This window comes from Acidovorax sp. GW823-FHT02H02 (assembly GCF_058797075.1).
Genome location: NZ_JBXAJH010000002.1, coordinates 261954 through 285142 on the forward strand (window position 1 = coordinate 261954; position 23189 = coordinate 285142).

Annotated in this window: 22 protein-coding genes; 8 read left to right on the forward strand and 14 right to left on the reverse strand. The window is 66.9% G+C overall.

Features of this window, described 5'->3' with window-relative positions:
• Positions 1-46 precede the first annotated feature (46 nt).
• Positions 47-1594, reverse strand: coding sequence for an L-piperidine-6-carboxylate dehydrogenase (gene amaB / locus AC1RDS_RS02980; RefSeq protein WP_287875631.1), 1548 nt, complete (start codon positions 1592-1594; stop codon positions 47-49).
• A gap of 250 nt (positions 1595-1844) precedes the next feature.
• Here amaB and AC1RDS_RS02985 point away from each other — a divergent pair, with 250 nt between their 5' ends.
• Complete coding sequence (locus AC1RDS_RS02985; RefSeq protein ID WP_287875628.1) at positions 1845-2762, forward strand: LysR family transcriptional regulator; 918 nt, start codon at positions 1845-1847, stop codon at positions 2760-2762.
• 131 nt (positions 2763-2893) lie between these two features.
• Here the strand turns inward: AC1RDS_RS02985 and AC1RDS_RS02990 are convergent, their stop codons facing one another.
• The 5 genes from AC1RDS_RS02990 to argH all read right to left on the reverse strand — a co-directional run bounded on the left by AC1RDS_RS02990 (position 2894) and on the right by argH (position 9447).
• Positions 2894-4057 carry an alpha-hydroxy acid oxidase gene (locus AC1RDS_RS02990; protein WP_348683147.1) on the reverse strand — a complete coding sequence of 388 codons (1164 nt, stop codon included), beginning with the start codon at positions 4055-4057 and terminating at the stop codon, positions 2894-2896.
• A 189-nt stretch (positions 4058-4246) separates the two neighbouring features.
• Complete coding sequence (locus tag AC1RDS_RS02995) at positions 4247-6523, reverse strand: diguanylate cyclase domain-containing protein (RefSeq protein ID WP_287875625.1); 2277 nt, start codon at positions 6521-6523, stop codon at positions 4247-4249.
• A gap of 21 nt (positions 6524-6544) precedes the next feature.
• The gene (locus tag AC1RDS_RS03000) at positions 6545-6721 is read right to left on the reverse strand and encodes a biosynthetic peptidoglycan transglycosylase (RefSeq protein ID WP_159433765.1); all 177 of its coding nucleotides are present in this window, start codon (positions 6719-6721) and stop codon (positions 6545-6547) included.
• A gap of 126 nt (positions 6722-6847) precedes the next feature.
• A complete protein-coding gene (locus AC1RDS_RS03005) occupies positions 6848-7831 on the reverse strand; it encodes a Bug family tripartite tricarboxylate transporter substrate binding protein (protein ID WP_092697176.1) in 984 nt (327 codons plus the stop codon).
• 155 nt (positions 7832-7986) lie between these two features.
• The gene (argH, locus tag AC1RDS_RS03010) at positions 7987-9447 is read right to left on the reverse strand and encodes an argininosuccinate lyase (RefSeq protein WP_287875620.1); all 1461 of its coding nucleotides are present in this window, start codon (positions 9445-9447) and stop codon (positions 7987-7989) included.
• Positions 9448-9498: 51 nt separating this feature from the next.
• Between argH and AC1RDS_RS03015 the strand changes: the two genes are divergently transcribed.
• Together AC1RDS_RS03015 and AC1RDS_RS03020 are read left to right on the forward strand one after the other, a co-directional pair.
• Positions 9499-10647 (forward strand): sensor histidine kinase, encoded by a 1149-nt coding sequence (locus AC1RDS_RS03015; protein WP_287875618.1) that lies wholly within the window; start codon positions 9499-9501, stop codon positions 10645-10647.
• Complete coding sequence (locus AC1RDS_RS03020; protein WP_026435897.1) at positions 10644-11393, forward strand: LytR/AlgR family response regulator transcription factor; 750 nt, start codon at positions 10644-10646, stop codon at positions 11391-11393. Before AC1RDS_RS03015 ends, AC1RDS_RS03020 begins: the two co-directional genes overlap by 4 nt.
• Before the next feature lie 87 nt (positions 11394-11480).
• Here the strand turns inward: AC1RDS_RS03020 and AC1RDS_RS03025 are convergent, their stop codons facing one another.
• The gene (locus AC1RDS_RS03025; protein WP_348683144.1) at positions 11481-12359 is read right to left on the reverse strand and encodes a ZIP family metal transporter; all 879 of its coding nucleotides are present in this window, start codon (positions 12357-12359) and stop codon (positions 11481-11483) included.
• Positions 12360-12402: 43 nt separating this feature from the next.
• Positions 12403-12564, reverse strand: coding sequence for a hypothetical protein (locus tag AC1RDS_RS03030; RefSeq protein ID WP_431603992.1), 162 nt, complete (start codon positions 12562-12564; stop codon positions 12403-12405).
• A 176-nt stretch (positions 12565-12740) separates the two neighbouring features.
• On the opposite strand from AC1RDS_RS03030, the gene AC1RDS_RS03035 reads away from it, so the two are divergent.
• Positions 12741-13631 carry an NAD-dependent epimerase/dehydratase family protein gene (locus AC1RDS_RS03035; RefSeq protein WP_348683142.1) on the forward strand — a complete coding sequence of 297 codons (891 nt, stop codon included), beginning with the start codon at positions 12741-12743 and terminating at the stop codon, positions 13629-13631.
• A gap of 81 nt (positions 13632-13712) precedes the next feature.
• On the opposite strand, the gene AC1RDS_RS03040 is transcribed toward AC1RDS_RS03035, so the two are convergent.
• The 6 genes from AC1RDS_RS03040 to polA form a co-directional block, all read right to left on the reverse strand.
• Complete coding sequence (locus tag AC1RDS_RS03040; protein WP_348683140.1) at positions 13713-14213, reverse strand: flavodoxin family protein; 501 nt, start codon at positions 14211-14213, stop codon at positions 13713-13715.
• A 4-nt stretch (positions 14214-14217) separates the two neighbouring features.
• Positions 14218-14850 carry a glutathione S-transferase family protein gene (locus AC1RDS_RS03045; protein WP_348683138.1) on the reverse strand — a complete coding sequence of 211 codons (633 nt, stop codon included), beginning with the start codon at positions 14848-14850 and terminating at the stop codon, positions 14218-14220.
• A gap of 128 nt (positions 14851-14978) precedes the next feature.
• Positions 14979-15854 carry a glutathione-dependent disulfide-bond oxidoreductase gene (gene yghU, locus AC1RDS_RS03050; RefSeq protein WP_348683136.1) on the reverse strand — a complete coding sequence of 292 codons (876 nt, stop codon included), beginning with the start codon at positions 15852-15854 and terminating at the stop codon, positions 14979-14981.
• A gap of 228 nt (positions 15855-16082) precedes the next feature.
• Entirely contained in the window at positions 16083-16388 is a 306-nt protein-coding gene (locus tag AC1RDS_RS03055) for an AzlD domain-containing protein (RefSeq protein WP_348683135.1), read from the reverse strand.
• Positions 16385-17107 (reverse strand): AzlC family ABC transporter permease, encoded by a 723-nt coding sequence (locus tag AC1RDS_RS03060; protein ID WP_348683133.1) that lies wholly within the window; start codon positions 17105-17107, stop codon positions 16385-16387. Before AC1RDS_RS03060 ends, AC1RDS_RS03055 begins: the two co-directional genes overlap by 4 nt.
• Before the next feature lie 241 nt (positions 17108-17348).
• The gene (gene polA, locus AC1RDS_RS03065; RefSeq protein WP_348683131.1) at positions 17349-20141 is read right to left on the reverse strand and encodes a DNA polymerase I; all 2793 of its coding nucleotides are present in this window, start codon (positions 20139-20141) and stop codon (positions 17349-17351) included.
• 158 nt (positions 20142-20299) lie between these two features.
• Between polA and AC1RDS_RS03070 the strand changes: the two genes are divergently transcribed.
• From AC1RDS_RS03070 to AC1RDS_RS03085, 4 genes are all read left to right on the forward strand, one after another.
• Positions 20300-20719 (forward strand): hypothetical protein, encoded by a 420-nt coding sequence (locus tag AC1RDS_RS03070; RefSeq protein ID WP_092697226.1) that lies wholly within the window; start codon positions 20300-20302, stop codon positions 20717-20719.
• A 119-nt stretch (positions 20720-20838) separates the two neighbouring features.
• Positions 20839-21198 carry a hypothetical protein gene (locus tag AC1RDS_RS03075; protein WP_348683129.1) on the forward strand — a complete coding sequence of 120 codons (360 nt, stop codon included), beginning with the start codon at positions 20839-20841 and terminating at the stop codon, positions 21196-21198.
• Positions 21199-21254: 56 nt separating this feature from the next.
• Positions 21255-22205, forward strand: a complete 951-nt coding sequence (locus AC1RDS_RS03080; RefSeq protein ID WP_092697187.1) for a homoserine kinase — start codon at positions 21255-21257, stop codon at positions 22203-22205.
• Positions 22206-22306: 101 nt separating this feature from the next.
• Complete coding sequence (locus AC1RDS_RS03085; RefSeq protein WP_348683127.1) at positions 22307-23149, forward strand: BPSS1780 family membrane protein; 843 nt, start codon at positions 22307-22309, stop codon at positions 23147-23149.
• The last annotated feature ends 40 nt before the right edge of the window (positions 23150-23189 follow it).

A 23189-nucleotide genomic window follows, 5' to 3' on the forward strand; every position in this document is an offset into this window, starting at 1 on the left:
TGGCGGCGCCCCCCCTGGGGGAAGGCGCCGCAGGCGACTCAGGGGGTTACACATCAAACTTCACGCCCTGCGCCAGCGGCAGCGCAGTGGAGTAGTTGATGGTGTTGGTCGCCCGGCGCATGTAGGCCTTCCAGCTGTCCGAGCCCGCTTCGCGCCCGCCGCCCGTTTCCTTCTCGCCACCAAACGCGCCGCCAATCTCGGCGCCGCTGGGGCCGATGTTGACGTTGGCAATGCCGCAGTCCGAGCCCGAGGCGGACATGAACTGCTCGGCCTCGCGCAGGTTGAGTGTGAAGATGGACGACGACAGCCCAGCCCCCGCCGCGTTGTTCATGGCAATGGCTTCATCCAGCGTGCTGTAGCGGGTGACGTACAGGATGGGCGCAAAGGTCTCCTGCAGCGCGGGGCCTTCGTGCCTTGGCAGTTCCACCAGCGCAGGGCGCACGTAGTACGCATCCGCACCACCAAGGCCTTCCACACGGCCGCCGCCGTACACCGTGGCGCCCAGCGTGCGGCTCTGCGCCAGGGCCTTCTGCATGCCGTCAAAGGCCATGCGGTCGATCAGCGGGCCTACCAGCGTGCCGGGCGTGCGCGGGTCGCCCACCTGCACGTTGGCGTACACCTTGACCAGCTGGGGCACCAGTTGGTCGTAAATGCTTTCGTGCACAAACAGGCGGCGCAGCGTGGTGCAGCGCTGGCCCGCCGTGCCCATGGCGGCAAACGCAATGCCGCGCAGGGCCAAATCCAGGTCGGCCGTAGGTGCCACGATGGCCGCGTTGTTGCCACCCAGCTCCAGGATGCCGCGCGCAAACCGCGCTGCCAGGCGCGGGCCCACGGCACGGCCCATGGCGGTGGAGCCCGTGGCCGACAGCACGGGCACGCGGGCGTCATCCACCAGCACCTCGCCCATGTCGCGCCGGCCCACGATCAGTTCCAGCAGGCCCTCGGGCGCGTCGCTGCCCGTCTCACGTTTGAAGCGGGCGATGGCACGCTGCGCAATCGCGTGCGTGGCCAGCGCCGTGAGCGGGGTTTTCTCGGACGGCTTCCACACCACCGAATCGCCACACACCAGCGCCAGCGCCGCATTCCACGACCACACAGCGACCGGAAAGTTGAAGGCCGAGATCACGCCGCACACGCCCAGCGGGTGCCAGGTTTCCATCATGCGGTGGCCGGGGCGCTCGGTGGCAATCGTCAGGCCGTACAGCTGGCGCGACAGGCCCACGGCAAAGTCGCAGATGTCGATCATCTCCTGCACCTCGCCCAGACCTTCGGACGGGATCTTGCCCGCCTCGATGGTCACCAGCAGGCCCAGGTCGGCCTTGGCCGCGCGCAGCTCCTCGCCCAGCAGGCGCACCAGCTCGCCCCGGCGCGGTGCGGGCACATTGCGCCACGCCTGGAAGGCCGCATGCGCGCGGCCGATGGCGGCGGTGGCGTCGGAAGGGCTCTGCTGCAGCACCTGGGCCAGCACCTCGCCCGTGATGGGTGAGCGCGCAGCCAGCGTGCCGCCCATGTAGGCCGCACGGGGCACGCCCAGGCGCTGCAGCAGTGGATCGACTTCGGGCACAAGGGAAGCGGCGGCAAGGGTTGCAGGCATGGCGGCTCGCAAAAGTGAAAAGGGTACGGAAAAACAGCACAGCGCAAGAGAACCCACGCAATGAATGCGCCAATATCCGCCAATACCACCACAATGGATAGCAAAAAAATGGAACTACTTGATCACAATCGAGAATGAAGTGTCTGAAAACTGCAGAGCTGCCAGCGCATGCCCTTGCCCTATAAGCACTGCGACTCAAAACAGTCACAGACGGCCAACACCCATCATTCCCCCGACGCATGATCCACGCATGACCCTGCTGCGCCGCACCTTCCTGCCCTCCACTGCCGACCTGCTGGCCTTTGAGGCCGCAGCACGCCACCAGAGCGTGTCCCGCGCGGCAGAGGAGCTGCACCTCACGCAAAGCGCCGTGTCGCGCCAGATCCGTCAGCTCGAAGAGCAGATCGGCACCGCCCTCTTCCACCGCGTGCGCCAGCGCATGGTGCTGACGGACGCGGGCCGCGTCTATGCCGCCGACGTGCAAAACGTGCTGCAACAACTGTCGGCCAGCACGCAAAAAGCCATGGCTTTTTCCAGCACCGACGGCCTGCTCAACCTGGCCGTGCTGCCCACGCTGGGCACGCGCTGGCTCATCCCGCGCCTGGGGCGTTTCATGGCGCTGCACCCCGAGGCCATGGTCAACTTCTCGGCCCGCACCGAGCCCTTTGACTTTGCGGGCACGCCGTTCGACGCCGCCATCCACTTCGGCGCGCCGCACTGGGCCGGCGCCGTGTGCGAATACCTGATGCACGAAGAAACCGTGCCCGTGTGCAGCCCCACCTACCGCGACCGCCACGGCATCAAAACCCCGCAAGACCTGACGCGCGTGGTGCTGCTGCAGCAAAGCACCCGCCCCACGCAATGGGCCGAATGGTTCGCGCTGGTGGGCGCCCCCACGGCGCTGGCCCTGCGCGGCCCGCAGTCTGAGCACTTCGCCATGATTGCCCAGGCCGCTGTGTCGCACCTGGGCGCGGCGCTGCTGCCGCGCTTTTTGATCGAGCAGGAACTGGCGGCAGGGAGTCTGGTGGAGCTGTCAGACCAGGTGCTGACGAGCACCGATGCGTATTACCTCGTCTACCCCGAGGCGCGGGCGCAGACGCCGTTGGTGAAAGCGTTCAGGGATTGGGTCGTGGGGGAGTGTGCGGGGCAGCGGCAGGGGTCGCGCTAACCCACCGCGCTTACCACCCGCCGTTACCCGCCATGCCCATGCTGCGCGCGAGCAAGATCCTGTGGACGCGTGCCACGCTCAAACGCCTGCCTGCATCGGTGGCGGCCACCCGGTGATGAGTCGGCCTGGACTCAGGCGATGGGATAGGTGCCCGGCAGCAGGATGCCACGGTCCACCGTATCGATGTCCGTATGGCCGCAGAACGCCATGGTGATATCGAGCTCCTTCTGGATGATCTCCAGCGCCCGGGTCACGCCCGCCTCGCCATAGGCGCCCAGGCCATACAGGAAGCTGCGGCCGATCAATGTGCCGCGCGCGCCCAGGGCGCGAGCCTTGAGCACATCCTGGCCGCTGCGGATACCGCCGTCCATCCACACCTCGATGTCCTTGCCCACCGCCTCGGCGATGGCCGGCAGCGCGGCAATCGCCGAGGGCGCACCGTCGAGCTGGCGGCCGCCGTGGTTGCTGACGATAAGCGCATCGGCCCCGCTGTTGGCGGCCAGGCGCGCGTCTTCGGCGTCCATGATGCCCTTGAGGATCAGCTTGCCGCCCCAGCGCTTCTTGATCCACTCCACGTCGCCCCAGTTGAGCTGCGGATCGAACTGCTCGGCCGTCCAGGACGACAGGGAAGACAGGTCGCCCACGCCCTTGGCATGGCCCACGATGTTGCCAAAGCTGCGCCGCTTCGTGCCCAGCATGCCCAGGCACCAGTGCGGCTTGGTCGCCAGGTTGATGAGGTTCGTGAGCGTGGGCTTCGGCGGCGACGAGAGGCCGTTCTTGATGTCCTTGTGGCGCTGGCCGAGGATCTGCAGATCGAGCGTGAGCTGCAGCGCCGAGCAGCCGGCGGCCTTGGCGCGGTCGATAAGGCGTTCGATGAAATCGCGGTCGCGCATGACATACAGCTGGAACCAGAAGCCGGGGCCGGCATGCTGGGCCACGTCTTCGATGGAGCAGATGCTCATGGTCGAGAGCGTGAACGGTATGCCGAAAGCCTTGGCCGCGCGCGCGCCCAGGATCTCGCCATCGGCATGCTGCATGCCCGTGAGGCCCGTGGGCGCAATCGCCACCGGCATGGCCACGTCCTGGCCGATCATGGTGGTGCGGGTGCTGCGCCCTTCCATGTTCACTGCCACGCGCTGGCGCAGCTTGATGCCCTGGAAATCGGCAGTATTGGAACGGTAGGTCCCCTCGGTGTACGAGCCCGAATCGGCATAGTCATAGAACATGCGCGGCACACGGCACTGGGCCACGACACGCAGGTCTTCGATGCAGGTAACTTTGGACAGATTGGGCACGCGGACACTCCAGGTAACAGATGGGTTGGCGTCGAATGGTAGGCCGCGGCACAGGCCAGGGCCATCAAATTTATTTGCGCAGCCTTGCAACAAATTTCGCGCCAGCCAGCCAGTGGCGCGGCACTCCAGCACAAAATTTCACCAAAAACGATCTACGGCACTTGTACAGCAAGCGCTAAAAGCTCTCATTCAAGGGGCAAACGGCGCAGCGCCGCTTTCTTGCACCACCCGCACGGGCTCGGCATCCGCGCCCGCATACAGGCGAAACTGCCGCCGGCCGGCCTGTTTGGCAGCATACATGGCCGCGTCGGCATGGCGCGACAGCGCTTTGAAGTTGTCGCCGTGCTGGGGAAACAGGGCAATGCCGCCGCTCAGCCCCACCGACAGCACCCGGCCGTTGAGCACATAGGGCACACTGCATGCCGCCTCGATCTTGCGCGCCACATGGCAGACCTGCTCGGCAGCGTCGATGCCCGGCAGCAACACCACGAATTCGTCGCCGCCCTGGCGGCACACGGTGTCGGAGGCCCGCACGGCGCCCGTGAGGCGCTGCGCGATCTGCACCAGCAATTCGTCGCCCACATCGTGGCCCAGCGTATCGTTGACCTGCTTGAAGCCATCGAGATCGATGTACATCACGGCCAACGATGTCTGGTCGCGCTGCGCATGGATCAGCGCCTGGCGGGCCCGGTCCTGCAGCAGCACACGGTTGGGCAGGTCGGTGAGCGCGTCGTATTGCGCCAGGTGGACCATGCGCTCGGCCATGGCCACGGCGTCGGTCACATCGCGCAGCACGGTGACGGCACCGGTGATCTGGCCATGGCGGTCGGTGATGGGACTGGCCGTTTCCTCCACATCAAAGCGCTGGCCGCTGGTGCGGTGCAGCACCACGCCGCGCGTGGGTTCCACAGGCTTTTGCCCGTGCAGTGCCTGGCGCAGCGGACTGGGCTGGGGCACTTGCCCGTCGGGGGTGTGCAGGTGAATCACATCGTCCACCGAGCGGCCGACGGCGTCAAACCTCTGCCAGCCCGTGAGGCGCTGGGCCACGGGGTTCAGGTAGGTGACCAGGCCCTGCGCATCGGTGCAGACCACAGCATCGCCAATGGACTTGAGCGTCAGGTGCATGCGCTCTTTCTCTTCGAACAGCGCGTCTTCCATGCGCTTGCGCTCGGTGATGTCGGTCACCTGCACAAAGATGCCGCGCACCTGGTCGCCCTCCATGTCGGGCACATAGGAGGCGATGGCGTAGCGTGCGCCCCCCTTGGGGTCCACGATGGTGCGCTCGAACAACTGCGCATGCCCCTGCAGCGCCTGCTCCAGATACGGCCGGTTCTTCTCGTAAAGCGCCTCGCCCAGCAGCTCACGGATGTGCCGGCCACGCATCTGGTCGGGCGCCTGCCCAAACCACTCCACATAGGCATGGTTGGCAAAGCGGTTGTGCAGGTTGCTGTCCCAGTAGCCGATCATGGACGGCAGGTTGTTCAGGATGGTGCGCAGGTCGTGCTCGGCCTGCGCCAGCTGGCCGCTGACCTGCTGGCGGCGGCGCAACTCGCGTGCAAACAGCCACGCCAGCCCCGCACAAGCCACCATCAACACCAGGGCAAAGCCGCCCAGCAGCCAGGCGCTGCGGTACCAGCCGGCATAGATGGACGCCACCGACTGGGCCACACTCACCATCAGCGGGTAGTCGCCCACATGCTGGAAGGCGTAGAGACGCTCGACGTTGCCATGCGCTGCCCGCCCGGTGAAAACGCCGCTGCGGGCGGACTGAAAGACACGAATGTTGGGCATACCCGCCAGACTGCGGCCCACCGCGTCGTCACTGAAGGGGAAACGCACAATCAGAACGCCATCGGACCGAAAGAGGTTCAGGCTGCCATCCGGCCCCAGGTTCAGCGCGTTGAACAGTTTCTGAAAGTGCTCCAGCTGGATGGTGCCCGTCACCACCCCCGCCAACTGGCCCGAAGAGTCATAGAAAGCGCGGCTGACGGGCAGGCTGTACTGGCCGGACAGGCGCGCACGCACCGGCGCCCCCACAAACAGCCCTGTGTGGGCCCCGCCGTCGAACACCTGCACATAGTCACGGTCGCCAAAATTGGCCTGGCGTGGCTTCTCGAATTCCGAGTCGATCACCACATTGCCCGCCCGGTCCAGCACCAGGATGGAGCCGATACCCTGCACGCGCAGCGAGTTGTCGAACAGCGCGCGTTGGCGCATTGCCGGGGGCAAAGCCATCACCTGGGGATCGGTCACGCCCTCCACCACCCCTTGCATCGACTGGTCAAAAGACTCCATCGTGCGGGCGATGTTCTCGCTCAGTGTGCGAGCCAGGTTGACGTTGGTGCGCTGGGCGTTGCGCCAGGCTTCTTCGTGCAGCGCCCAGATGCTGCGGGCAAACAGTCCGCCAATGCCCAGAGACAACAGCAGGGCCAGCAGGATCAGACGGGAAGAGACAGACAGGCGCACAAGGGGTCTGCAAATGAACTTTTACAATTGTATGCACTGGCCTGGCGCGGACGGGCGGACAGGCCGCAGCGTGCTGCGCCCATCCTCCAGCGGCTTGCCATTCATGCGCCACGCCAGTTCGCTGCGAAACGGCACGCGGTTGAGGTAGGCCTGCAGGATCCGGTTCTTGCGCCATTCCAGCACCTGGGCAGCGACCAAGGCGGCGCGCCAATCGCTGCATTGCAAGCGCTTACGAGAACCACGGCACCTGCCTGCATCGCACGCCCAGGGCTTCGGGCACCTTGCGCGGGCCGAAGATGGCGTGAAGGGCCGCGTTCGCGCCGCCTATTGCGGCACAAACCCGCTGGCCTTGATGATCTGGCGCCAGGTGTCGGTGTAGGCGTGTTCGCGCGCGGCCAGTTGCTGCGGCGTCATGAAGCCCACCGTGAGGCCCATGGCGGTGAGGCGCTCGCGTACCTCGGGTTCGCCCACCACCGTGGCCAGCGCCACGGCGAACTGGTTGAGGAATTTCTGCGACGTCCCGACCGGGGCATAGAAGCCGTAATACGGCAGGTCGGCAAAACCCTTGAGGCCCAGTTCGTCCAACGTGGGCACCTGGGGCATGGCCGCCTGGCGCCTGGTGCCCAGCACCGCCACCACGCGCAGCTTGCCGGCCTTGTGGTTTTCCATGAAGTCCTGCACCGAGCCCACGCCCGCGCCAATCTGGTTGCCCAGCATGTCGGCCATCATGGGTGCCGCGCCCCGGTAGGGTGCCGACACCAGATCGAGCTGGAATTTCTCGCCCACCAGCTTCACCAGAAATTCTGGCGTGGAGGCCGGCGCCGGAATGCCCACGGCGCCCTTGCCGCCCTGCGTACGCACCCATTGCACGTATTCGTCAAAGTTTTTGGCCGGGGTGCCGCCCGACACGGCAAAGGCATTCACAAAGGTGGCAAAGCCGGCCACAGGCACGAAGTCATGGTCGGGCTGGTAGCCGGGGTTTTTCACCACCAGCGGCAGGATGGAGATGGTGTGGTCGTGCGTCAGAAACACCGTGGTGCCGTCCGGCGGCGAAGCCTTGAGCACCTGCGCGGCAATCTGCCCGCCGGCGCCGGGCCGGTTTTCCACCACCACCGGCACGCCCAGCGCGTCCTTGAGCCGTTCGGACAGCGTGCGCGCAATGGCATCGGTGCCGCCGCCCGGTGGAAAGCCCACCAGGATGCGCACCGGCTTGGCCGGTTGGGCCAGGCCGGTGGACAGGGCCAGCGCCGCCGCCAGGGCAGCCAGGCCGCGCAGGGCAAGCGACATCAGGGGGCAACGCAAAGTCATATCCAACTCCTCAGGAAAATACCGGGCGGAGAACGCGGCAAGACGGGATGAAGCGCAGGATGCACCTGGCTTCACGCGCACTCAAACGCTATTGAATAAAAAGCGTATTGCGCAATACCCCAGAGCGCCATTGCCACATCTCATTCAAAAACCGGTCATGCAGCCAGGCGTGCCTGGTGGCGGGCGATCTGCGCACGCACCTGGGCAGGCGCAGTGCCGCCCAGCGTGTTGCGCGCATTGAGCGAACCACGCAGGCTCAAGCACTCGTACACATCCTTTTCGATCTGCGGGTGAAAGCCCTGCAGCACGGCCAGGGGCAGCTCCGACAGGTCGCAGGCGTGGGTGGTGGCGGCCTTCACGGCGTGGGCCACGGTTTCGTGGGCATCGCGGAACGGCAGGCCCTTCTTCACCAGGTAGTCGGCCAGGTCCGTGGCGGTGGCGTAGCCCTTGAGCGCGGCCTGCTCCATGGCGGTCGCGTTGACGGTGATGCCGCCCTCCTTGTTGCCCGTGGCGGGGTTGGGCTGGCCGCCCACCATCTCGGCGAAGATGCGCAGCGTGTCCTTCAGCGTATCGACGGTGTCGAACAGCGGTTCCTTGTCTTCCTGGTTGTCCTTGTTGTAGGCCAGGGGCTGGCCCTTCATCAGCGTGATCAGGCCCATGAGGTGGCCCACCACGCGGCCGGTCTTGCCGCGCGCGAGTTCGGGCACGTCGGGGTTCTTCTTCTGCGGCATGATCGAACTGCCCGTGGTGAAGCGGTCGGAGATCTTGATGAAGCCGAAGTTCTGGCTCATCCAGATGATGAGTTCCTCGGACAGGCGGCTCACATGCACCATGCACAGGCTGGCGGCGGCGGTGAATTCGATGGCGAAGTCGCGGTCGCTCACGGCGTCCAGGCTGTTCTGGCACACGCCCTCCATGCCCAGGGTCTTGGCCACGCGCTCGCGGTCCAGCGGATAGGTGGTGCCGGCCAGGGCCGCGCTGCCCAGGGGCAGCACGTTGGTGCGGCGGCGCACATCGGCCATGCGCTCGGCGTCGCGCTGGAACATTTCCACATAGGCCAGCATGTGGTGGCCAAAGCTCACAGGCTGCGCCACCTGCAGGTGGGTGAAACCGGGCAGGATCACCTCGACGTTCTGCGCGGCCACATCGACCAGCGCCACCTGCAGTTCTTTCAGCAGATCGCCAATCAGGTCGATCTCGCCGCGCAGCCACAGGCGCACGTCGGTGGCCACCTGGTCGTTGCGGCTGCGGCCGGTGTGCAGGCGCTTGCCGGCATCGCCCACCAGCTGCGTCAGGCGGGCCTCGATGTTCAGGTGCACGTCTTCCAGGTCGAGCTTCCACTCGAAGGCGCCGGATGCGATTTCCTCTTTGATCTGCGCCATGCCGCGCTGGATGCTGGCGTGGTCGTCAGCGCTGATGATGCCCTGCACGGCCAGCATGTCGGCATGCGCGAGGCTGCCCGCGATATCGGCCTGCCACAGGCGCTTGTCGAAGAACACGCTGGAGGTGTAGCGCTTGACCAGATCGCTCATGGGCTCGGAAAACAGCGCCGACCAGGCCTGGGCCTTGGTGTCGAGCTGGTTGTGGGAGGGGGTCGTGGCTTGGCTGGTGGGCATGGCAGGGCAATAATCCGGTGGAACTGACACCCGGAACACCCGGATGCCGCAATGCAAAACAAGCAAATTTTATCGACCCAGCCCCTGGACCTGGAATTGACGCCCGCAAAGCCACGCCTGCTGGGCAAAGTGCAGCGGGCGCTGGTGTTCGATGCCTGCCATGTGGGCGTGGTGCTGCGCGCCGTGCTGTTTGTGGAAATCGTGCTCGGCGTGGGCGCCATGTATGGCGCCAGCACACCGCTGGAGTGGCTGGCCCGCGTATCGCTGCTCACTGGCGGCGCCCTGCCCGCCACGCTGGTCTGGCTGATAGCCGCCTGCAGCCTCAAGACCCTGCTGCAGCGCCTGGACACGAACGGGCAATTTGCGGCGGGCGTGGCGCTGGGCACCCTGGCGGGGCTGTATGCCTGCGCCATGCTGGCCCTGGTGGGCATGGCGGAGCAGCCGCCCTGGCTGGCCAGCGCGGCCAGCGGCGCACTGCTGTCGGCGGCGCTGGTGGCGGCGCTGGTGATGCGCGCTCGCGGGCGCACCCCGGCGGCCACCACGGCGCGCCTGACCGAGCTGCAGTCACGCATCCGGCCGCACTTTCTGTTCAACACCCTCAACAGCGCCATCGCCCTGGTGCGCGACGAGCCGGCCAAGGCCGAGTCGCTGCTGGAAGACCTGTCGGACCTGTTCCGCGTGGCGCTGATCGAACAAGGCGAATCGACCACATTGGCGGAAGAAATCACGCTGGCACGCCGCTACCTGGCCATCGAAGAGGTGCGCTTTGGCCAACGCCTGCAGGTGCAATGGAACCTGGACCCGCGCACCGACAACGCCCGCCTGCCCCCCCTGCTGCTGCAGCCGCTGGTGGAAAACGCCGTCAAGCACGGCGTGGAACCCAGCGCCCGCGGCGGCAAGCTGCGCGTGCTGACCGAGCTGCGCGGCAGCCGCGTGGTGGTGCGCATCACCAACACCCTGCCCTCCCGGGTAGGCAAAAACGGCGAGGGCGACGACCCCGCCACCAGGGGCCACGGCATTGCACTCGACAATGTGCGCGCCCGCCTGGCGCTGCTGCACGATGTGCAGGGCGCGTTCAGTGCAGGCGTGCAGGATGGCCTGTACCAGGTGCGCATCACCCTGCCGGCCCCCGGCGCGCACCAGCGCACCGCGCCTGCCCAGGCAGCCCGAACCCTCACCCCGCGCCGCTCCCATCCATGAACATCCTCATCGTTGACGACGAAGCCCTGGCCCGCGGCCGACTGCGCACCCTGCTGGGCGATTGCCGGGACACCGTGCCATGCACCGTGGACGAAGCAGCCAACACGGGTGAGGCCCTGGCGCAGCTCACCCCCACCGGCGGGCGGGCGTTCGATCTGGTGCTGCTGGACATCCACATGCCCGGCCAAGACGGCCTGTGCCTGGCCCACGCCCTGCGGGCGCTGGCGTACCCCCCGGCCGTGGTGTTCGTGACCGCCCACGCCGACCACGCCGTGAGCGCGTTCGAACTCGACGCCGTGGACTACCTCACCAAGCCCGTGCGGCGCGAACGCCTGCTGCAGGCCCTGGCCAAGGCCCAGCGCAACATCCGCAGCCCCGCACCGGTGGCAGCACCCGGCGTGCCAGAAGGCGAAACCCTGCTGATACAGGACCGGGGCCGCACCGAGCGCCTGTCGCTGGCCGAGGTGCTGTATTTCAAGGCCGAGCAAAAATATGTGACCGTGCGCACCGCCACGCGCAGCTACATCATGGATGGCTCGCTGAGTGAACTGGAGGCCAAGTTCGCCCCGCGCTACCTGCGCATCCACCGCAATGCGCTGGTGGCACGCCGCGCCGTGCGTGCGCTGGAAAAGCACTACGACCCCGAGGAAGGCGAAGGCTGGGCCGTGCGCCTGCAGGGGCTGACCGAGCTGCTGATGGTGTCGCGCCGCCAGGTGGCGGCCGTGCGCGAGGAGCTGGCGGGCTGAGGCCTGCCGTCCATTCAGCGTTTTTAGCCTTGAGCGCTTATACAGAATGCGTCAAATGCTATTTTTTCAATAGCAAAACACCTGCACTCAGTGCAAATGTGACGCACTGCTGACCAGCATGACCAGCCCCATGCCTACCAGCAGCCAGACGATCTGGGTCAGCGTTTCGGGCGCCGAGAGGCGCTTTTGCAGCTGCGGAATCAGGTCGGCCAGGGCCACATAGACAAAGCTGCTCGACGCCACGACCAGAAAATACGGCAGCCAGTCGTGCAGCTGCCCCACCAGAAAATACCCCACCAGCCCACCCAGCGCCGTGACGGCGCCGGCCAGCGACACCTTGACCAGCGCCATGCGCCGGTTCGGACTGGTCTGGCGCAGCACCACGAGATCACCCATGTGGTGGGGCACCTCGTGGGCCAGCACGGAAAACGCAGCAATCACCCCCAGCCGCATATCGGCCATGAAGGCCGAGGCAATCAGGATGCCGTCGCCAAAGCAATGCACGCTGTCGCCGGTGAGCACGGCCCAGCCCCCGGCCTTGGGGCCGTGGTGGTGGGAATGGGCGTGGTCATGGTCATGCCCCTGTGCATGGGCATGGGCACGCCCCTGCTGCGCAGCCACCGCATGGTCATGACCTGTCGTGCCATGCCCGCTGGCGGGCAGCGCCCCATGGCTGTGCTCGTGGCCGTGGTGCCACAGCTCGGCCTTGTCGAGCAGAAAGAAAAACACCAGGCCCACCAGCAGCGTGGCGAACAGGTCGTGGGCGTCCGCATGGCTTTCAAACGCCTCGGGCAGCAGGTGCATGAAGGCCGTGGCCAGCAAGGCGCCCGCCGCCAGGCTGAGCAGGCGCTGCGGCCCCACGCTGCCGCCACCGCCTCGCAGCCCTGCGCCCATGAGCAGCGCTGCCACCCATACGCTACCGATACCTGCCGCCAGGGTGGCCAGAATGATTGCTGCCAAAGTCATAGCTATTTGTGCTTTTTGTATATGCCCCAGGGGCATTTTTTGATCAAGATCCGGTGCCTGATGCACCCCGAAAGAAGCCTCCCCCCGCTGCGGCCGGGGTGGCTGGTGCGCGGTAGTCGGCATGCAACGCGTGCGGCGCGCCGGGGTACACCACGAACTGCAAAACCCTGACGACGGCCATGCCGCCGGCCAAGGCAATTTTCATCTTAGCAACCGTGTCAAGAGGGATGCCGGTGTTTTTTCACCGCCAAGGCGAAGATTGGCGAAAACCCAGGCAGCGGCCCAGGGCAAATGGGGCCTGCGCCCCCGCGCTGCATGGCCGGGCAAAAAATCGCAAACCGGTCTATTGTCAAGCTCTCCGCAATTTTCGGGCGCCGCACCATGCACATCCTTCTCACCGGCTCCACCGGCTTCATCGGCCACACCCTGCAAGCGGCGCTGCAGCGCGCGGGCCACACCGTGCACGGTGGCGTGTCGCCGCGCCAGCGCACGCTGCAGCCCGGCCAGGTGCCCATGAACTTTGCCCGCGACACCACGGCCACCGCCTGGCTGCCGCGCCTGGCGGGCATCGACGCCGTGGTCAACGCGGTGGGTGTGCTGCGCGACACGCGAGCGCGCCCCATCGACGCCGTGCACCGCGATACGCCCATCGCCCTGTTCGACGCCTGCGCCCAGGCCGGCGTGCAGCGCGTGGTGCATATCTCGGCGCTGGGCATTGAAGGCAGCAGCACCCGCTACGCCCAGACCAAGCGGGCGGCCGAAGCGCACCTGCAGGCACTGGCAGCGCAAGGAAAATTGCGCCCTGCCATCCTGCGCCCCAGCGTGGTGTTTGGCAAAGGTGGCGGCAGCAGCGCCCTGTTCATGAATCTGGCGCGCCTGCCGGTGGCGCTGTTCCCCGGCCCGGTGCTGGAGGCGCGCGTGCAGCCGGTGTCGGTGCACGACCTGGCCGCCGCCGTGGTCGCCCTGCTGGGCTCGGCGCTTCAGCAAACCGGCACCATCGACTGCACCGGCCCCGAGGCGCTGACCATGGGCGCCTTCATCGCCAGCCTGCGCCAGCAACTGGGCCACCGCCCCGCCACCGTGCTGCGCCTGCCCCAGCCGCTCACCACCTTGAGCGCGAAGCTGGGCGATGCCGTGCCGCAGTCGCCCTGGTGCAGCGAAACCCTGGCCATGCTGGGCAGCGACAACGTGGGCCACCCGGCGGCGTTCGAGCAGCTGCTGGGAAGAAAAGGCGTGCATTACAGCCAGCTGGTGGCCACGGCGTGGCGCTGAGGTGGTGCCCCATGGATTCAGATCAAAACGACCTCTGGCGCCTTCTGGACAAGCGCCACCCGCTATCAACCCGATAGCCCATCAAAACACCCCCAGCACCAGCCCCGTCGCCAGGGCCTCGCCCAGCGCCCGGCAGCGCGCCAGGTCTTGCTCCCCGATCTGCTTGGGCGCCAGGATGGCCTCGGGCGTCTGCGCGTGGGTGCACACGATCAGCGGCTCGGCCACGGCCTTGAGGCGCCAGCCGGTGGCGATGCGCTCGATCTGGCGCGCCGCGTTGCTGCCGTCACTGCCCGCGCAAACCAGGCTGGCGTAGGGACGGCCGTTGACCTGGTCGAGCACCCCGTAATAGCTGCGGTCAAAAAAATCCTTGAGCTGCCCGCTCATCGCCGCCAGATTCTCGGGCGTGGCAAACACATAACCCTGCGCCGCCAGCACATCGGCCGGCCCGGCCTGCGCGGCGTGCAGCAAGCGCACCTCACAGCCCGCCTCAGACGCAGCACCCACGCGCGCCGCCTCGGCCATCTGGCGCGTGCCACCCGTCAGCGAGTGGTAAACGATCAGCAGGGTCTTGGCATCGCTCATGGGATCAAAGCGACATGGATGGCCTGCCCGCCATGGCCGCGCGCCAGCGCTGCAGGTGCGGGTGCTCATCGCCGGGCTTTTGCTTGACCACGCGTGCAAAGTCCACCGCCACCACGGCCGTGATGTCGGCCACGCTGAAGCGGTTGGCGGCCACAAAGTCGCGGCCCTCCAGGCGGTCGTTCAGCAGCGTGAAAAACTGCGCCACGCGCAGCAGCCCGCGCTCGGCCAGCGCGGGAATTTGCGGGTAGTTCACCGCGCCCGGCAGCGCCCGGTTGGCCATGGCGGGCGCGCTGTTGCGCAGCGCCTCGGCAATGGCCAGCAGGCCCTCGAACTCCACGCGCCAGTTCCAGCTGGCGATCTCGGCCTTTTCCGTGGGTGTCTCGCCCAGCAGCGGCGGGTTGGGATAGCGCGCTTCCAGGTACGCCGCAATGGCCGCGTTGTCGGTCAGCAGCAAGCCATCGTCGGTGCGCAAGGCCGGCACCGTGCACTGCGGGTTGATGCGCCGATAGGCCTCGCCCAGCTGTTCGCCGCTGCGCAGGTCCACCTGCACGGTGTCGTGGGCAATGCCTTTTTCGGCCAGCAGGATGCGGGCCCGGCGTGGGCTGGGCGCGGTGGCGCAGTCGTACAGGGTGATCATGGCAACTTCTCCTTCAGTGCGTTGCGACGGTTGTGCATTCAAGCGGATAACTAGGCGGGAAGCCGCAGACAGTGCTGTAGCACGGCAAGGCGAACCAATGACGTTATACGGTGGAAGGCAAATCCGTATCAGGCGGCAGGCGCCAGCTTGTCCAGGGTCTTGGTGTCGAAATCGCTGGCGTCATGGCGCTCATGCAGCTGGCTGGCCGGCTCGCCCCAGGTGCGGTTGACCTTGCGGCCACGCTGCACGGCCGGGCGCTGGGCAATCTGGTTGGCCCAGCGCACCACATGGGTGTATTCCTGCACCTGCAAAAATTCGCCCGCCTCGTAGAGCTGCCCCTTGGCCAGCGCGCCATACCAGGGCCAGGCCGCAATATCGGCCACCGTGTAGGCATCGCCCGCAAGGTATTCGTGCGCGGCCAGGCGCTGGTTGAGCACATCCATCTGGCGCTTGACCTCCATGGCGTAGCGGTTGATGGGGTACTCGTACTTCTCGGGCGCGTAGGCATAAAAGTGCCCGAAGCCGCCCCCCAGAAACGGCGCACTGCCCATCTGCCAGAACAGCCACGACAGGCACTCGGCCCGCTGGACGGGCTCCTTGGGCACAAAGGCGCCAAACTTTTCCGCCAGGTACAGCAGGATGGCGCCGGATTCAAACACCCGCACCGGCACTGGCCCGCTGCGGTCCATCAGGGCCGGAATCTTCGAATTGGGGTTCACGGCGACGAAACCGCTGCTGAACTGCGCGCCCTCCTGGATGGGAACCAGCCAGGCGTCGTACTCGGCACCGCCGTGGCCCAGCGCCAGCAGCTCCTCCAGCATGACAGTCACCTTGACGCCGTTGGGCGTGGCCAGGGAATACAGCTGCAACGGGTGGCGGCCGACCGGCAGCTCCTTGTCGTGCGTGGCGCCAGCGATGGGCCGGTTGATGCTGGCGAACTTGCCGCCGCTTTCCTTGTTCCATTGCCAGATGGCGGGCGGGGTGTAGGGGGTGGTGTCAGACATGCAGGGACTCCGAGGAGAAGGCAGGTGGGGACGGTGGCTGGATGGCCAGTTACTGGATAAGTTTACCGATGCGGTCTGCGATCTGCTTTCCCTGCCCCCTACTTCATCATCCGAAAAGCTGCCTGGCGTGCGCCCACGCCTATGGTGTCCGGTGGAATGGCGGCTACTTCAGTCCTGCGATCCATGAAAGCGGGCAGGTGAGGTGATCTATTGGGGTGAGGCACGCCTTCACCCCCACCACCGCACCGCCCCCGCCGCAGCCGCCCCCAGCACCACCACCAGCAAAAACGGCAGGCGCAGCCACAAGGCCAGCGCGGCCGCAGCCAGGGCTGCCAGCCGCGCATCCAGCACCAAAGCGGTACCTGAAGCAAAGGTGTTCATCACCGTCAGCGCCGACAGCAGGGCCACGGTGATGGCACCCGCCACGCGGGCCATGCGGGGGTTTTGCAGCCAGCGGGCGGGCACGGCGTAGCCCGCGAGCTTGGTGAGGTAGGTGACGGCGCAGGCCAGCACGATGGCGGTCCAGAGCGTCATGGCGCCCCCTCCCTGCGGACAGGCGGTACATCCGGGCTGCGCACCCACCAGCCCCAGGCGGCACCCACCACAGCGGCCAGCAAAATGGGCAGGCCGGGTGGCAGCAGCGGCACGGCCAGGGCAGTGGCCACGCCGCACAGCACGGCCAGGGCCACGGGCTCGCGCTGGCGCAGGCGCGGCCACAGCAGGGCCAGGAAGGCCGCGACGGCGGCGCCATCCAGGCCCCAGCGGCGCGGGTCGCCCAGGGCGTCGCCGAGCACGGCGCCGAGCAGGGTGAACAGGTTCCAGAGCACGAACACGCCGATGCCGGCTGTCCAGAAGCCGCGCCGCTGCTCCGCAGGTTCGGTTTGGCCCGAGGCCGTGGCGGCGGATTCGTCGATGGTGAGCTGCGCGGCCACGGCCTTGCGCCAGCCGGTGGGGGCGACCATGCCGTTCATCTGCATGCCATAGACGGCGTTGCGCACGCCCAGCAGCGCGGCAGCGCCCAGCGCGGCAGAACCCGCACCACCGCCCGCGATGACGCCGATGAAGGCGAACTGCGAGCCGCCGGTGAACATGAGCAGGCTGAGCGCCATGGCCTGCCACACGGTGAGGCCGGTCGCCACGGCCAGCGCGCCGAACGAGATGCCGTAGAGGCCGGTGGCGGCGGAGATGGACAGGCCCATGCGCATGGCGGGGGTCCAGGTGGAGGGGCGCAGAGTGGGTGGGGGGGCGTTCATTTGCTTCTATTTTGATAGCATGTGGTGCTTACTGGATAAGCACTGGCAGCCGAAAACATTTAAAAATTCGATAGAGCGACAGATGAATGGCCGGGACGTCTGGGGGCTTGGTAATGCCGCGCCTTGTGGTCCGGCATGGGCGCCTTCCGTACCAGCGCCCCCGCGCAAGGGCCGCCCCGCCGCGCTGGGGGCGTCCCCCCCGGGGGGAAGGCGCGAAGCGACTCAGGGGGCTTTATGTCCTTCAATGCGCCTTGTCCCAGTTGGGCCCCACGCCCACCTCGGCCAGCAGGGGCACCTTGAGGTCGGCCACGCCGGCCATCAGGCGCGGGAGGTGGCTTTTGAGCCAGTCCACCTCGCCCTCGGGCAGCTCGAACACGAGTTCGTCGTGCACCTGCAGGATCATTTTGATGGCGGGCTTTTCGGCGTCCAGCACCTGCTGCACCTTGACCATGGCCATCTTGATGAGGTCGGCCGCCGTGCCCTGCATGGGGGCATTGATGGCGGCGCGCTCGGCGCCGGCGCGGCGCGGGCCGTTGGGGGAGTTGATTTCGGGCAGGTACAGGCGGCGGCCGAATACCGTCTCGACATAGCCCATGGACTTGGCGGCGGCCTTGGTGTCGTCCATGTACTGCTTCACGCCGGGGTAGCGCTGGAAGTAGCGGTCGATGTAGGCGGCGGCGGCCTTGGTCTCTATCCCCAGGTTCTTGGCCAGGCCGAAGCTGCTCATGCCGTAGATCAGTCCGAAGTTGATGACCTTGGCGTAGCGGCGCTGCTCGCTGGTGACCTGGCCCACCTCCACGCCGAACACCTCGGCCGCGGTGGCGCGGTGCACGTCCAGCCCGGCATGGAAGGCATGCAAGAGCGCGTGGTCGCCGCTGAGGTGGGCCATGATGCGCAGTTCGATCTGGCTGTAGTCGGCGCTGGCGATCACGCAGCCGGCGGGCGCCACGAAGGCTTCGCGCACGCGCCGGCCCTCGGCCGTGCGGATGGGGATGTTCTGCAGGTTGGGGTCGTTGCTCGACAGCCGTCCGGTCACCGCCACGGCCTGCGCGTAGTGCGTGTGCACGCGGCCGGTGCGCGGCAGGGCCAGTTGCGCCAGTTTGTCGGTGTAGGTGCCCTTGAGCTTGACCAGGCTGCGATGCTCCAACAGCTTGGCGGGCAGGGGGTAGTCCTCTGCGAGCTTTTCCAGCACCTCCTCGTCGGTGCTGCGCGCGCCGGTGGCGGTCTTCTTCACCACGGGCATGCCCAGCTTGTCGAAGAAGATTTCGCCCAGCTGCTTGGGGCTGCTGAGGTTGAAGGGCTGGCCGGCGATGGCGTAGGCCTCGGTTTCGAGCTGCACGATGCGCTGGCCCAGCTCGTGGCTTTGCGCGGCCAGCGTGGGGGCATCAATCAATACGCCGTTGCGCTCGATACGGTAGAGCGCCTCGCTGCTGGCGATTTCCAGTTCGTAGATGGCGCGCAGTTTGTCGTCAGCCTGCAGCAGCGGCCACAGCGCCAGGTGCACGTCCAGCGTCTGGTCGGAGTCTTCGCACGAGTAGGCCGCGGCCTTGTCCACCGGCACCTGGGCGAACGGGATCTGGTGCGCGCCCTTGCCGCACAGGTCTTCGTAGCTGATGCCGGTACGGCCGGTGTGGCGCTCGGCCAGGCTGGTGAGGTTGTGCGGCTTGTGCACTTCGAGGACGTAGCTTTGCAGCATGGTGTCGTGCACATAGCCCTGCACCTCGATGCCGTGGTTGGCAAAAACATGGCGGTCGTACTTGATGTGCTGGCCCAGCTTGTGGCGCTTGGCATCTTGCAGCCACGGCTGGAGGCGCGCCAGCACCTCGGCCAACGGCAATTGCACGGGCGCATCGGGCCCGGCATGGGCCAGCGGAATGTAGGCCGCCTCGCCAGGCTGCACACTGAACGAGATGCCGACGATTTCAGCGCGCATTTCGTCGAGCGAAGTGGTTTCGGTGTCCAGCGCCACCAGCTCGGCTTTCATCAGGCGCTGCAGCCAGTGGTCGAAGTCGGTCCAGTTGAGGATGGTGTCGTACACCACAGCGCGCTGCTGCGCGGCCTCGGCCACGGGGCTGGCGGAATGGTCGGCGAACAGGTCGCCACTTTCGCCCGGCATGGCGACCACGGTAGCGGGGGCGGCGGCCGGTGCGTCGCCACCCAGCGCGCGCGCCAGGCCCTTGAAGCCGTATTGTTCGTAGAAGTCCTTGAGCCGGGACGTGTCGGGCGTGCCGATGGTGATGGCATCCAGCCGGGGCAGGCCCTCGACCCAGCCGTCGAGGTCGCAGTCGGTCTTGATGGTCAGCAGCTGGCGGCCCATGGGTAGCCAGCCGAGCGCCTTGCGCAGGTTCTCGCCGGCCACGCCCTTGATCTTGTCGGCGCTCTCCACCACGGCATCGAGCGAGCCATATTCCTGCAGCCACTTGGCCGCCGTCTTGGGGCCGACCTTTTCCACGCCGGGCACGTTGTCCACCTGGTCGCCCACCAGCGTCTGAAAATCCACCATCAGCCGCGCGGGCACGCCGAACTCGGCCTCCACGCCGGCCAGGTCGCGGCGCTTGCCGTTCATGGTGTCGATGATGGTGATGTGCTCATTCACCAGCTGCGCCAGGTCCTTGTCACCGCTGCTCACGATCACCTCGATGCCCTGGCGCGCGGCCGTCACGGCCAGCGTGCCGATCACGTCGTCGGCCTCCACGCCGGGCACATCCAGCACCTTCCAGCCCAGCAGGCGCACCACCTCGTGAATGGGCGAAATCTGCGCTCGCAGGTCGTCCGGCATGGGGCTGCGCTGCTGCTTGTAGGCGGGGTAGATGGCATCGCGGAAGGTGGGGCCCTTGGCGTCGAAAACGCAGGCGGCGTAGTCGGCATGCACCTCCTTGCGCAGCGCCTGCATCATGTTGATCATGCCGCGGATGGCGCCCGTGGCGGGGCTGGCCGGGTCGCCCGGCACGGCGCGCAGGTCGGGCATGGCATGGAAGGCGCGGTAGAGGTAGCTGGAGCCATCCACCAGCAGCAGGGTCTTTTTGTCGCTCATGCGGCGATTGTCACAGCAAGCCGCTGCCAACGGGCGCCCACGCGCACCGGCATGCCTCGGCCCTCGGCCCAGAGCATGGAAACCGGCAAAATAGCCCCTTTCCCAGGCACGGCGCCATGCCGCAAGGCTGCGGCGTCTCCATTGAAAAAGGTCAACCCATGAAAAAACTGCTGGCGTTGCTGGTCGGCGCGGCGTGCACGCTGGCAATGGCGGACACGGAATTCAAGAACGTGCCGGTACCGCTGCAAAAGGCCCTGCGCGGGAACGCGCTCAAGACGGTGCAACTGGACAACGGCGTGCTGCGGCTGCAAATGGACAAGCCGGCCGTCACCGAACTGGTGTATGCGACCTTCGTCTTCCACAACATCTGCGCCGAGCAATGGCACAACCCGGAGCAGTTCGCCCAACTGGCCCTGAAGCGGGTGGAACTGCTCAACGCCACAGGCGCCCAGGGCTTCGCCTTTGACGCCCGGGGCGATGTCTGCGAGCAGATGGGGCAGCTGGGCAAGAACTTCCGCACCTTCATCGGCCAGCGTACCGTGCCGTGCGAGGCCGGCACCTGCCCCAAACATCCCTGAGCGGTTTTCAGACAGCACTCTGGCGCGCTTGCCACGGGCGGGCAGCCGTGCGCCTCCCCCCGCTGGGCGGCACCAGGCCATGCGCCGCCTTGCCGGCACGCCCCGCCTACAATGGCGCCATGCGCGCTGTTCACCTCTTTTTGCTGCTGGGCCTGACCGCCAGCCCCCTGCTGGCCCAGACTCCCCCTTCAATTGCCCCTCAAGGCAATGCAGACAAGCGCGAGCAGCTCCCGAGTCCAGAGAAACTGGACGGCCGCAAGAACCAGCGCACCGAACGCATTCGCGTGGAAGACGAGGGCAGCCGCGTGGACGAACTGCGCGTGGGCGGCCAGACCCAGAGCATCACCGTTCAACCCAAGACGGGCAACATGCCCGAATACGAAGTGCAGTCTCCCGACGGAGCGCGCAGCCGGGCCGGCAGCCGCAACGGCGCCGAAACCAACACCGCCCCGCGCGTCTGGAACGTCATCAAGTTCTGACACCGCGCGCTGGCTGCCTCCCTTTTCTATTTCCTATCCCGTATCTGCGCTGAGCGATGGCCGTTTTTACCGAAGTCTCGACGAATGAGGCGCGCGAACTGCTGCGCCGTTTGCAACTGGGTGACCTGGTGGCGCTGCGCGGCATCGAGGGTGGCATCGAGAACACCAACTACTTTCTCACCAGCGACCAGGGCGAATTCGTGCTCACGCTGTTCGAGCGGCTCACCGCCGAGCAGCTGCCGTTCTATCTGCACCTGATGAAGCACCTGGCCCACCACGGCATGCCGGTGCCCGATCCGCAAGCCGACCAGAACGGCGACATCCTGCACACCGTGTGCGGCAAGCCTGCGGCCGTGGTGAACAAGCTGCGCGGCAAGAGCCAGCTGACGCCGCAGCCCGTGCACTGCGCGGCCGTGGGCACCCTGCTGGCGCGCATGCACCTGGCGGGGCGCGATTTTGACCGGCACCAGCCCAACCTGCGCGGCCTGCCCTGGTGGAATGAAACCGTGCCCGTGGTGCTGCCCCACATCGGCCCGCAGCAGGCCGCCTTGCTGCGCTCCGAGCTGGCCTACCAGAACCATGTGGCCGCATCATCGGCCTACGCGGCGCTGCCGCGCGGCCCGGTGCATGCCGACCTGTTCCGCGACAACGTGATGTTCGATGGCGAAGAGCTCACGGGCTGCTTCGACTTTTATTTCGCGGGCGTGGACACCTGGCTGTTCGACCTGGCCGTCTGCCTGAACGACTGGTGCATCGACTTGGCGCAGGGCACCCATGACGCCGCCCGCGCCACCCGCATGCTCGACGCCTACCAGGCCGTGCGCCCCCTGACGGCGGCCGAACGCGAGTTGCTGCCCGCCATGCTGCGGGCGGGCGCCCTGCGCTTCTGGATTTCGCGTCTGTGGGATTTCTACCTGCCCCGCGAGGCCGCGATGCTCACCCCGCACGACCCCACGCATTTCGAACGCGTTCTGCAAGGCCGCATCGCGCACCCGGTGCACGCCTGAATCCCTTCAACCCGGTGTCTTTGGGGGCGCTGGGTTAAATTCGCCGGTGCTGCCCCGCCACCCAGGGCCCTGGGCCCTCTCCTGATTGTCAAACCCTCTCCATGAAACTCCACATCGTCCCCGCACGCACCGGCCTGGAATGGGTCAAGCTTGGCATCCGGGCGTTCTGGCGGCAACCCATGGCGCTCGCGGCCCTGTTCTTCATGACCATGGCTGCCATGTCCCTGGCCACCATGATTCCGCTGGTCGGCCCCGCCGTGGCGCTGGCCCTGCTGCCCTCGGCCACGCTGGCCATGATGGTGGCCGCCGCCGAGGCCGTGCAGGGCCGCTTTCCCACGCCTGCCGTGCTGCTGGTGGCCTTTCGCACCGGGCGCCAGCGCCTGCGCGACATGCTGGTGCTGGGCGCCCTGTATGCGGTGGGGTTTCTCGCGGTGATGGGCCTTTCAGCGCTGATTGACGGCGGCCAGTTCGCGCAGGTGTACCTGGGCGGTGCTCCCCTCACCCGCGAGATGGCCGAGACGCCCGCTTTCCAGGGCGCCATGTGGCTTGCGATGCTGCTGTACCTGCCCTTGTCGCTGCTGTTCTGGCATGCGCCCGGCCTGGTGCACTGGCATGGCGTGCCGCCGGTGAAAAGCCTGTTCTTCAGCATCGTGGCCTGCCTGCGCAATTTCGGCGCCTTCATGGTCTATGGCGTGGCCTGGATGGGCGTGTTCCTGCTGGGCGGTCTGGTCGTCAGCCTGGTGGCGGGCCTGCTGGCCGTGGGCGGCCTCACCGCCGTGGTGGGCGGCATCATGGTCGGCGCGGCCATGATGATGGCGGCCATGTTCTTCACGTCGGTGGTGTTCACGTTCCGCGACTGTTTTGAGCCGCCCGAAAAATCCGGGCCGCAGGCACTGCACAGCCCAGTGTCCGACTCCACGCCGGGGCCTGACGGCACGGTGTGACAAATACCGGGCAACGCAGCCTGCTGTCGTAGCTGAGGGG